We start from the raw sequence: 10,388 nt of genomic DNA, 5'->3' as shown, positions 1-10,388 counted from the left end.
CGCCGGCCGCCGGGCAGGCGTGCCGTGGCCCAGCTTGCCGTGCGCCATAGCGCCCAGCCAAAGGTGAACAGGACAGACAGCGCCAGGCTGCCCATCACGACGAAATAGGTCATGTGCGACTCAGGCGGTGACTCAGGCGAGATGGCCGAGTGACTGCATTGTACGCAGCAGGAGGGCCACGCTCTCCCTGGGTTGTGCGTATTCACTCATCAGCGTTTTCAGGCGCTCTTCGAAGAGATGCTGGCGGGCCTGCTCTTCATCCACTTGGCGGGCCTGCTCGTCATCCGCCTCCTGAGCCGCCAGGCTGCGCACCGGCGGGCCGGTGGGAATGTCGAGCCGTGAGTTGGGCTTTTCCAGTTCACGAAGCGCTTCAGCGAAGGCGTCGTCGAGTTCACGAAATTTGCGCAGCTTTTCGCGCTCATCCATGTGTCGGTTGGGTTTATGCTGTTTCATTAGATTCCGTTAAAGCTCAAGTACCAGGCAGCACTCGATTAATGTCGGTACATGAGTATACCGCTATTGATTCCCCGAGCGAAGCCGAGAGTACAGACTGATCGAAATGATAGTCATTATCAGGCTTGATTAATCCGTCATCCCTTCTACCCTGCAAAGTATGCACAAACGGTCAACATCGGTTACCAAACTTGCCTTCGACTCCCGCTACAGCGCATAAAGGTCCACATAAAACCAATAATTACTTCGGATTGGGAGCATATAGGTTCCTGACCATCGGCGTCACCGCAGGACGCCAAAACCACAAATGGATTCCGCAGTCAAGCGACTTCTGTGGGCCCAAGTGCAAGGGATCTGATAATGTTCAACGAGATGATGCGAGCGGAAATCTGGCTTCAGGACCACCTGAGCAGCCATGAAGGGATCGATGACCTCGCCAATCGACTCGGATATTCGACCTCGCAAGTACGACGTAAGTTCAAGCAACGCTTCGGTGTTTCGCCGAGCGCCTATCGCGACATCCTGAGACTGGAAAAAGCTGCCCGCCTGCTCGCACTGACGCCATATCGGATAAGTACCATAGCCGTGCGAAGCGGTTATCATAATCATTCGGCATTCAGCCGCGCCTTTCAACGACGCTACAACTAGACTCCCCGCCAGTATCGCCAGGTACAACGCGAGAAACTGCGCGCCCCTGACTATTGCCAGGGACACAGCGGTGCGCCCCCAGCGTTTGATATTTGCAAGATCCCGCCCAGACAGGCACTGGTAACCCGGCTATACCAGAATGGCGACACCAGCAGCCTCGACAACATCCTTAAATGGGCCCAACTGACAAAAGGAGCCGAAAATCTTTCCGAAAGACTCAAGCAAGCCCCCGCCGTCGCCGTACTCCACTGCACTCCCCTACCTGCGAACTCGAACGTATCGACGTCGGGCCGCTTATCGATGAGCAGGCGGCCGACGGCTTAGCCATTCCCGCCTCCTTCCGGGTATTGGAACTGCCGGCCCAGCGACATGCCTGCGTGACGGTAGAAAGCCTGGAGGAGATACACACCACGGTGCGGTCCCTGGTAAGGGACGGGCTGGCAAGCAAGCACTGCTATGCCAGCGGCGAACCCGCGCAGGTGCGACTGCTGGATAAGGGAGCGGAATTGATGCTACCGATACTTGTCTCAAGCACTTGAAGCACTTGAGGCACTTGAACGACAGCCGGGCCCACTGGGCCCGGCTGTTGACAAGATAAATCCGACGTCAGGGAGTTATCACTCCTCGACGCGTACCAGCCAGCTCTCGACCGTGTCGGAGCCGTGCTCGTCCTTCCACGCCTTCAGCGTCTTCTGGTTACCGCCGCGGGTTTCCACGACCTCACCGGTATTCGGGTTCTTGTAGATCTTCAACTTGCGCTTGCGACGACCACCGCCGGCAGCCGATGCCTTGGCAGCAGCGGGCTTGTTACCCTGCGGATCCAGCAGGCTGATGACATCGGCGGAGCTCTTGTTGAACTCGCGCATCAGGGCCTCAAGCTTGTCCTTGAATTCCAGCTCGGCTTTCAGGCGGTCGTCATTCTGAAGACGATCCATTTCGGCCTGAAGCTGCTTGAGCTGCTGCTCTTTCTGCATGAACTCGCTGAGTAGTGACATGATCTGTGTTCCTTGGGTTTTGAGAATTGACAGGATGCGCGACTATAAATACATCAAGCAGCATCATATGACAATATGCGGGGCTATTTTTTCTGCATAATATCAGTTTGGTCAAATAGGCGGGATTAAGCAAACATGCAACCCTCAACGAGCATCCACCGCCTTATGCTAGTACGCAACAAGCCGACTCACTCCCCACCGCATATGAGCCACGGGATATGTGTCACAGGGGCATGGAGCAGGAGTACCCGACAGGAGTGTCCAAACGAAAACGCCGCCATAATCGGCGGCGCTGGTCAATGATACTGGCATTCTCGACGCTGGAAGCAGCGGACGCTCAGTAAAGTAGATCCCGGAACACTTCGTAAATGATGTCGTTGACGACATCCACCAGCAGCACGTCGGGGCCGGCCCGGCGCCACTCATAACCTTCATAACGGGGCAGCTCGCGAACCAGGCGGCTGTCGAACTGCTTGGCGATTCCCGGCGGCAGCGGCTTGCCACGCTCCAGGTTCATGCGTATGCCGGGTGGCAAACTGTCGCGGGAGCGATCCACTTCGATCCACTCACGCCGCTCGCCGAAATGACGTCGAATCTCTCGCTCATCGACTCGGGGGCCGCGACGATAGTCCCCACGCGCGTCCGTGCGAGAACCTGACCGATATTCGCGGCGCTCGCGATCCCACTCGGACCGGTCTTCGTGCCGACCCTCCCTGTAGCTGCGCTCCTCGCTCTGCTGGCGGCGCTCTGTGCGCCGGGGCTCCTCGCTGTACTCACGGCGCTCCTGGGCCTGGCCTCTTCCTTGTGAGGCGCCCTGCCCCTGACCTTGGCCACGCTGGCTGGCACCCTGGCCCTGGCCTTGACTGGCACCCTGCCCCTGTCCGCGGGGCTCCGCCGGCTGAGCCGACGCCTGGGCGGCAGCCAGTGAAAGGCCAAATGCGGCTGCGATGAGTAGTGTGGAACGGTTTACGTATTTCATACTGTCGACCTCCAAGAGGGGTACCTATAGACAGTCTAGGCGCCGAATGAGCAGGGAAGATGAACATTCCAGTAAATACCCTAATCCACCCAGATCCCCTGAAGCCGCGGCAATTGACTGACGGTACTGCCGTCGCCTCCATCGTCCATGTCGCCAAACGCCTCATCATAATGGAAACCACCTGCCCCTTTTACCTCGATGCTTCGACCAGTCACCTTGCCATAGAAGTCACCGCTGCCTGTCACCTCCACATTTGAGTATGGCGCCACAATCTCACCGTAGAAATTTGCCGCGCCACCGATAAAGACACCGGATTGGTTGCTGGATTGGTCGTTGAACGTCGAAACGATAGAAAGAATCGGTTCGACTTTTCCCTCTCTGGTTCGGGTTGGCTTTTCATCGCCGACCACGATGGCACTAGCCAGACGAAACTCGCTTTCAGTGACAATCGTCAGCGTACTGCCTTCCGCTATCTGAAAGGAGCCACCGCCGCCAATACTGATATCGCCAGGCACCACCATGACCATATCGACAGGAGTCCCGACACGACCAATCTGGAAGTTGGCACTCCCAGCAAGTTTGAATTCATCGAACTTCACGACACGCTTGTTTTCATGCAGTGCGGGTGCATCAATCGGGCCGAGCGAACCAACTGGATCGTGCAAGCCATCGGCATCCAGAATGATAGTGCGAGATGAGCCCTTGATATCCAGAGGACCAGAGGAATCAGTGACTGCATTGTCGTATTCGGGATAAAGATTTATCTTGCCGGGCACCACGCATTCTTCCGGTGATGACACGGCAGGCAACGGCTGTAGCCCCTGAGGGCCGCCACTGTCGGCATTGAGGGTGCCACCGACCTGATCTTCTGGTGTCCTGTTCGAATTTACCGCTGATACCAGCGCATTTCCCTCGATTCGGGAATGCCAGTTCTCCAGATTCAAGGTGCCGGCGGCCTGAACATCACCATGAATCGTTCCGCTACTGGAGATCGTGACATCACCGAGACTATCGACATTGCCATAGATATGGGCACCACCTCCGGCAAGCGTTGCCGTGCCGTTGGCCCGGACATTACCATGAACGGCCGCCGACCCTGTGGCCGTGAAGGTGCCGCTGGCGGCGACGTTGCCGTAAATCGGTGAAGCCCCGGTCACCCTCACTTCTGCCCCTTCCGTTTGAGTTCCTACCACGATATTGCTGCGCTGCGCGTTACTACCCCCGTAGCTGCCTTCCCGTGAGTCATAACTATCGATAAGGCCGCTACCTTGGACCTGGACGCCCTCACAACTCATAAGCCCCCCATCCCTATCGGGGACGATTTCCGGTAGCGCCACCAGCCCGGTAACACGCCGTACCGCCTCAGAACCCGCAGCACCATGAAAGCCTTCACTCAAGATACGAATACCGATCTGACCACCCAGCAACGCATCGTCCTCAAGCAAGGCAGGCATCAGGCGCCAGCGATGCCGCCCTCCGCTGGACAGCTGCCCCTCGGGTGACCACTGGCCGACCAGCGCACCATTCAATGCAGCCGCGGCGTCTGCTGAGGTATCAGCATTGCGCGCATTGATCGCTGCAGTACGCAGACTGGGAAGAAAGTTGCCGGGGTTATTGGCAAACACTGGAGGCGCAGGTGTCTGGCTCTCGTTCAGTTGCGTAACGGCGGCGCGCAACTCATCGTTGAAGGCATAGAGACCCGCTTCCGCTTCGTTCTGGGCAAGGACTGCCGAACGGTAGTTACCTGCCAACCGCTCATTGAGCAGGCTGCCCTGCATGGATGACAGGCCGAGCATGAGCGAGCCGCTCATCAGTACCAGCACCAGGATCAGTGCCGCACCTTGTTGCTTCTCTGGGCCTGGCATGCCCGCCTCCATGTGACGTCATTGACACAATATTGATACACAACTTTACATCATGATGTGGGAAACATCCATTCCCATCGCCAGATCATATGTGTGGACAACTGATGAGCTTTCCTGTTGAGCTCTGCTCTGGAAAAGCATTGGCACCGCTTTCCACCACAGAAATCTTATCTCTTGCCACTCTATCAAGGTCATTTTCTTTGTGCTTATCGGTTGCTAACCTCTCCCACTTCACAGGTAGATGAACTAGCCAATACAGCTCGTAGGCATTTGCGGAAAACATCTTCATAGTTCTAGTCGGCTTGCGCAGCAGCAAGAATAAGTAGCCCAGCAAGCAGGCCCGTAGATTTCTTGAGCACTCCCGTTCCTTAGAGAATCCAGTCGATAGCCATCGACCAGCACAGATAACGAAGGCAACCACTGCCTTCTCCCTGCCAGGACGATGCTGCCCTTGGCAGTTCTGGTAACGGCCATACTCGAGTTAACTTAAGGGAAATTTGCCAGGCGGTTTAATGCAGCGCAATCTGGGGGGGTGTGCAAAGGCTTGGCTTACTGCTCTGTGGTCGATCAAATGCGTGGGGATACGAATGACTTGCAGGACGCACAAACAACAGCGGCCGGCATCTCTGCCGGCCACTTAATCATACTAGTAAAAATGTACCATGCGCCTAAATTCCGACCTTAGCCTGGTTCGGTTGGTGCGGTTGGTTCGGCAACTGTAATCTCAAAAGTAATCGGGTCTTGTTCACGCCTTGGAGTCCCAGTGAGAGTGTCGTCTTCCAACTCAAGGTTCTGACAAGCACTGTCATCGCCTATACTCCAGTGAGCATCAACGCCAAGTAAATTCATGTCTTCATTAATTCGCGCAGCAGATATAGCTGAACCCACTGCACGTGTTTCCGCTCGACATGAATTTGTCGCAGCATTATCGAGGTAATTTCCATACTGCGGTATTGCAATTGCCGCCAGAATACCGATGATCGCCACCACGATCAGCAGTTCGATCAGGGTAAAGCCGCCTTGACCCTTCCTGGCTGCCCGCTTGCTTTTCATTTCGTTCATCATGCTTGTCATGGTCATCGCCCTTACCCCTGCTCTGTGCCCGGTGTGGCCTGGTGTTTTTGACTCGGCACTTTAGCAGCTGCCGATGGAAGCCGAGGGCTTCCGTGTTTTCGTCGCTCAGCGCCGCAGTTACCCGAGGTCGCCTGGCTCACATGCGGGGCCCCATGGCCCCTGTCATCCTGATACAGGCAAATGCCCTTGTCCCTGATCCTGTGCTCGTCCACCTAGGTCTGGCACCTAAGTTCACGCACCCACATTGCTTACACTAAATTACACTTTGGGATTGTGCAAGGTCCACATACTCCGAACCATTATTGCAGCTGATGATAATGTACCAGCGGCTTGATACCAAAAGAGTAGAGATAACGTGAAAAGCGGGCTGTGTTGGGCCATTTCAAAGGACTAGACTACTGGTATACCTTTCGCATCCTCCTCATACGGGCCAACGGCAGAGGCGCCATGAACCAGTACCACACCTCACCGGAAGCCGGCACGTTAGCCGAATCTTCAGCCGACACCAGCGACGACGCGCTGAAGCGCTCTGCCGAGGGCCTGCGCGGCCTGGCCCGGCGGCTGGTTGAGTACGGCCTGCTGTCCCGGGCGGCGGCGGAGCGAGCGGAGCACGAGGCCCGCGAGTCCGAGGTCACGCTGCTTCAGCATTTGATCGATGCCGGCATGGTCACCGCCCGCCAGGGTACCCTGTGTGCCGCCTGGGAGTATGGCCTGCCCATCGTCGACCTGGATGCCCTGCGCCTGGCAAGCCTGCCGCCGGCGGGCGACTTTCCCGAAAAGCTGCTGCGCAAGCTGTGCGTGGTGCCGCTGATGCGCCGCTCCCATCGCCTGACGGTGGCGGTGCCCTACCCCTCGACCCTGGCCAAGCTGGATGAACTGCAGTTCGCCACCGGGCTGAGCATCGAGGCGGTGCTGTGCCCGGTCGACCAGCTGCTGCCGGTGCTGGAGGCCTACCTGGCCCAGAGCGAGACCAGCATGATGGACGGGCTGGATGGGGTCGACGATGCGGTCAGCGAGCTGGAGTTCGACGAGGGAGTGGATCTCAGCGAAGAGTCGAACCAGGAAGCCCATACCGGTGCCGACGACGCCCCATCGTCAAGTTCGTCAACAAGATCCTGCTGGATGCCATTCGCCGCGGCGCCTCGGACATTCACTTCGAGCCCTACGAGACCAGCTACCGGGTGCGCATGCGTATCGACGGCATGCTGCTGGAGGCGGCGCGGCCGCCCTTCTCCATGCGGGCGCGTATCGCCGCTCGCCTGAAGGTGATGGCGCGGCTGGACATTTCCGAGCGTCGCCTGCCCCAGGATGGCGCCATCAAGCTCAAGGTCTCCAAGACCCGCTCCATCGATTTTCGCGTCAACTCGCTGCCCACGGTCTACGGCGAGAAGATCGTGCTGCGTATCCTCGACCCCGCCTCGGCCCAGATCGGCATCGATGCGCTGGGCTTCACGCCCGAGCAGCGCGGGCTGTACGAAACGGTGCTCGACCACCCCCAGGGTATGATCCTGGTCACTGGCCCCACCGGCAGCGGCAAGACGGTCACGCTCTACACCGGCCTGAACATCCTCAACGAGATCCAGCGCAATATCTGTACCGCCGAGGACCCGGTGGAGATCAAGGTGCCGGGGGTCAACCAGGTCAACGTGCTGCCCAAGATCGGGCTGGACTTCGCCAGCGCCCTGCGCGCCTTCCTGCGCCAGGACCCGGACGTGGTGATGGTGGGCGAGATCCGCGATCTGGAAACCGCCGAGATCGCGGTGAAGGCGTCCCAGACCGGCCACCTGGTGCTCTCCACGGTGCACACCAACTCGGCGGCGGAGACACTGACCCGCCTGGCCAACATGGGCGTGCCACCCTTCAACATCGCCAGCTCGGTGAGCCTGATCATCGCCCAGCGCCTGGCTCGGCGGCTGTGCAAGCAGTGCAAGCAGCCCGCGGAGATCCCCCGGGAGGCGCTGCTGCGCGAGGGGTTCACCGACCTGGAGGTGGGCAGTGCTACCGTCTACGAGCCGGTGGGCTGCATGCACTGCACCCACGGCTACAAGGGCCGGGTGGGCATCTACGAGGTGGTGCCGGTGAGCAGTGCCATGAGCCAGCTGATCATGCGCCAGGGCAATTCTCTGGATTTCGACCAGCTGGCCCGCCAGGAGGGCCACCCCGACCTGCGCAGAAGCGGCCTGCTGAAGGTGATGCAGGGCATTACGAGCTTGACCGAGGTCAATCGCGTAACAAAAGATTAAGTTGGGCTGACACTAAATCAACTGACAAACTGGCCGATATAACCGTTGATAGCGGGATACCTATAAAAAACCGATACCACGATTCAAATACGCAGCAGGGAACGACATGGCGACCAAAACGGCGAAACCGCCCCGGAAGCTGAAGCTCTACCGCTGGAACTGGTCGGGCAAGGGCCCCGGAGGGCGACTGGTGCGCGGCGAGGTAGTGGCCGCACACAAGATCGAGGTAGAGCGTGAGCTGGCCAACCAGAACATCATCGTCAAGAACGTGCGCCGCAAGGGCGGGCTTGGCGGCGGCATGGGCACCATCAAACCGCGGGACATCATGCTCTTCGCCCGCCAGATGGCGACCATGATTCGCGCCGGCGTGCCGGTGCTGCAGGCCTTCCAGGTGGTGGCCGAGAGCATCCGCAAGCCGGCCATGAGCGCGGTGGTCCAGCAGATGATGAACGAAGTGGCGGCGGGGTCGAGCTTCTCCCAGGCGCTGCGCCAGCACCCCGACCATTTCGACAACCTCTTCTGCAATCTGGTGGAGGCCGGCGAGAGTTCCGGTTCGCTGGACCGCATGCTCGAGCGGATCGCCACCTACAAGGAGAAGATCGAGTCGCTCAAGGGGCGCGTCAAGAAGGCACTGTGGTACCCCATCGCGGTCATCGCCGTGGGCATCGGCGTCACGGCGCTGCTGCTGATCAAGGTGGTGCCCCAGTTCGAGAGCCTGTTCCATGGCTTCGGCGCCGAGCTGCCGGCCATGACCCGCATGACCATTTCCATGTCGGAGTTCGCCCAGCAGTACTGGCTGTGGGGCATCGCCCTCATCGTCTCCTTCGTGTTCCTGATGCGCCAGGGCATGAAACGCTCCGAGGCGTTCGCCTACCGCATGCACATGTTCTCGCTGAAGGTCCCGGTGATCGGTGACATCCTCGACAAGTCCTCGGTGGCGCGCTACTCGCGCACCCTGGCCACCACCTACGGGGCCGGCGTACCCATGGTGGAGGCGCTGGACATCGCCGCCGGGGCGGCGGGCAACCTGGTCTACGAGCGCGCTACCCGGCAGATCCGCGAGGATGTCGCCACCGGCCAGCAGCTGCACTTCGCCATGCGCCTGACGGAACGCTTTCCTCCCCTGGCGGTGCAGATGGTGGGTATCGGCGAGGAGTCCGGCTCCCTGGACGCCATGCTCAACCGCGTGGCCGACTACTACGAGGAGGAGGTGGACAACAAGGTCGATGCCCTCACCTCACTGCTGGAGCCGCTGATCATCGTGGTGCTCGGCGTGCTGGTCGGCGGCCTGGTCATCTCCATGTACCTGCCATATTCGAGCTCGGCACGGTGTTGTGAGCGAGCCACTGTATTTTGCGCGTTACGTTCATGTTACGCGACATGCTCGCGAGCGTATGGCTGAGCGCAACATCCCTGAAGCCTTACTCCTCGAATTACTGGACATCGGAGATACTCGTTATAAGGATTCGGAGCGGCTCTGGATCGCCATGAGCGTCGCCGATAGGCACGATAACCTGATTTGTGCCGCAGTGGTGCTCGAAGATAGACTCGTCGTCAAGACGATCATGCACCACTTCTGCTGGGAGGAGTGATTGTGAGAACCACTTACGACGAAGCTGATGACATCCTGGTACTGCATCTATCAGACAAGCCCATCGTGAAGGAAATGTCCCAAGACTGGCATACGCACGTCAGCTATGCCGATGACGGTAGCATAGTGGAGGTGGTCATTCTCGATGCATCCAAGCAAGGTGCCTGGCCTTTTCTTAAAAGTCAGGCAGCTTGATAAGGAATCGTTTTGACAGATCTACCTCCCGCCATTCTCTGGCCCCTGGCGGCCTTCCTGGGCCTGTGCCTGGGTAGCTTTCTCAATGTGGTGATCGTGCGCCTGCCGGTGATGCTGATGCTGGGCTGGCGGGCCGAGGCCCGGGAGGCACTCGAGCTGCCCGACGAGGAGCGACCGCGCTTCAACCTGATGGTCCCCCGCTCGATCTGCCCTCGCTGCGAGACACCCATCGCCTGGCACGACAATCTGCCGGTGATCGGCTGGCTGAAGCGCCGCGGACGCTGTGCCTGCTGCGAGGCCCGCATCAGCCCCCAGTATCCGCTGGTGGAGCTGGCCGGCGGTGCC

Annotated in this window: 8 protein-coding genes and 3 pseudogenes; 6 read left to right on the top strand and 5 right to left on the bottom strand. The window is 59.1% G+C overall.

What is annotated here, in order from left to right:
* Positions 1-132: 132 nt before the first annotated feature.
* Positions 133-453, bottom strand: coding sequence for a hypothetical protein (locus tag Q427_RS27980; RefSeq protein WP_043518868.1), 321 nt, complete (start codon positions 451-453; stop codon positions 133-135).
* Between the two features lie 360 nt (positions 454-813).
* On the opposite strand from Q427_RS27980, the gene Q427_RS27975 reads away from it, so the two are divergent.
* Positions 814-1,101 carry a helix-turn-helix transcriptional regulator gene (locus tag Q427_RS27975; RefSeq protein WP_051496796.1) on the top strand — a complete coding sequence of 96 codons (288 nt, stop codon included), beginning with the start codon at positions 814-816 and terminating at the stop codon, positions 1,099-1,101.
* Between the two features lie 617 nt (positions 1,102-1,718).
* On the opposite strand, the gene Q427_RS27970 is transcribed toward Q427_RS27975, so the two are convergent.
* The 4 genes and pseudogenes from Q427_RS27970 to Q427_RS31760 all read right to left on the bottom strand — a co-directional run.
* Complete coding sequence (locus tag Q427_RS27970) at positions 1,719-2,096, bottom strand: histone-like nucleoid-structuring protein, MvaT/MvaU family (RefSeq protein WP_043518866.1); 378 nt, start codon at positions 2,094-2,096, stop codon at positions 1,719-1,721.
* Positions 2,097-2,433: 337 nt separating this feature from the next.
* Positions 2,434-3,075 (bottom strand): anti-virulence regulator CigR family protein, encoded by a 642-nt coding sequence (locus tag Q427_RS29545; RefSeq protein ID WP_051496795.1) that lies wholly within the window; start codon positions 3,073-3,075, stop codon positions 2,434-2,436.
* A gap of 80 nt (positions 3,076-3,155) precedes the next feature.
* Entirely contained in the window at positions 3,156-4,940 is a 1,785-nt protein-coding gene (locus Q427_RS27960) for a DUF7305 domain-containing protein (protein ID WP_043518864.1), read from the bottom strand.
* 932 nt (positions 4,941-5,872) lie between these two features.
* Positions 5,873-5,993: pseudogene (locus Q427_RS31760) on the bottom strand (prepilin-type N-terminal cleavage/methylation domain-containing protein); the annotation flags it as partial.
* Positions 5,994-6,461: 468 nt separating this feature from the next.
* On the opposite strand from Q427_RS31760, the pseudogene pilB reads away from it, so the two are divergent.
* From pilB to Q427_RS27930, 5 genes and pseudogenes are all read left to right on the top strand, one after another.
* Positions 6,462-8,257 (top strand): annotated as a pseudogene (gene pilB, locus Q427_RS27950) (type IV-A pilus assembly ATPase PilB).
* A gap of 106 nt (positions 8,258-8,363) precedes the next feature.
* Positions 8,364-9,595, top strand: a pseudogene (locus tag Q427_RS27945) (type II secretion system F family protein).
* A 56-nt stretch (positions 9,596-9,651) separates the two neighbouring features.
* On the top strand, positions 9,652-9,849 hold the full coding sequence (locus Q427_RS27940) for a hypothetical protein (RefSeq protein ID WP_043518862.1): 198 nt from the start codon (positions 9,652-9,654) through the stop codon (positions 9,847-9,849).
* A 2-nt stretch (positions 9,850-9,851) separates the two neighbouring features.
* Positions 9,852-10,043: a DUF2283 domain-containing protein gene (locus Q427_RS27935; protein WP_043518860.1), complete on the top strand. Its 192-nt coding sequence runs from the start codon at positions 9,852-9,854 to the stop codon at positions 10,041-10,043.
* 12 nt (positions 10,044-10,055) lie between these two features.
* Positions 10,056-10,388 (top strand): prepilin peptidase (locus tag Q427_RS27930; protein ID WP_442905601.1); only part of this gene is annotated, 333 nt, incomplete at its 3' end.

The organism is Halomonas sp. BC04, from assembly GCF_000568385.1.
The sequence above is the reverse complement of the archived record's forward strand: the minus strand, read 5'-3'. Positions and strand labels throughout refer to the sequence as shown.

Coding starts and splice junctions, on each gene's coding strand:
- Q427_RS27975 (WP_051496796.1), top strand. CDS start 814: ATGTTCAACGAGATGATGCGAGCGGAAATCTGGCTTCAGGACCACCTG.
- Q427_RS27940 (WP_043518862.1), top strand. CDS start 9,652: ATGGCTGAGCGCAACATCCCTGAAGCCTTACTCCTCGAATTACTGGAC.
- Q427_RS27980 (WP_043518868.1), bottom strand. CDS start 453: ATGAAACAGCATAAACCCAACCGACACATGGATGAGCGCGAAAAGCTG.
- Q427_RS27960 (WP_043518864.1), bottom strand. CDS start 4,940: ATGCCAGGCCCAGAGAAGCAACAAGGTGCGGCACTGATCCTGGTGCTG.
- Q427_RS27970 (WP_043518866.1), bottom strand. CDS start 2,096: ATGTCACTACTCAGCGAGTTCATGCAGAAAGAGCAGCAGCTCAAGCAG.
- Q427_RS29545 (WP_051496795.1), bottom strand. CDS start 3,075: ATGAAATACGTAAACCGTTCCACACTACTCATCGCAGCCGCATTTGGC.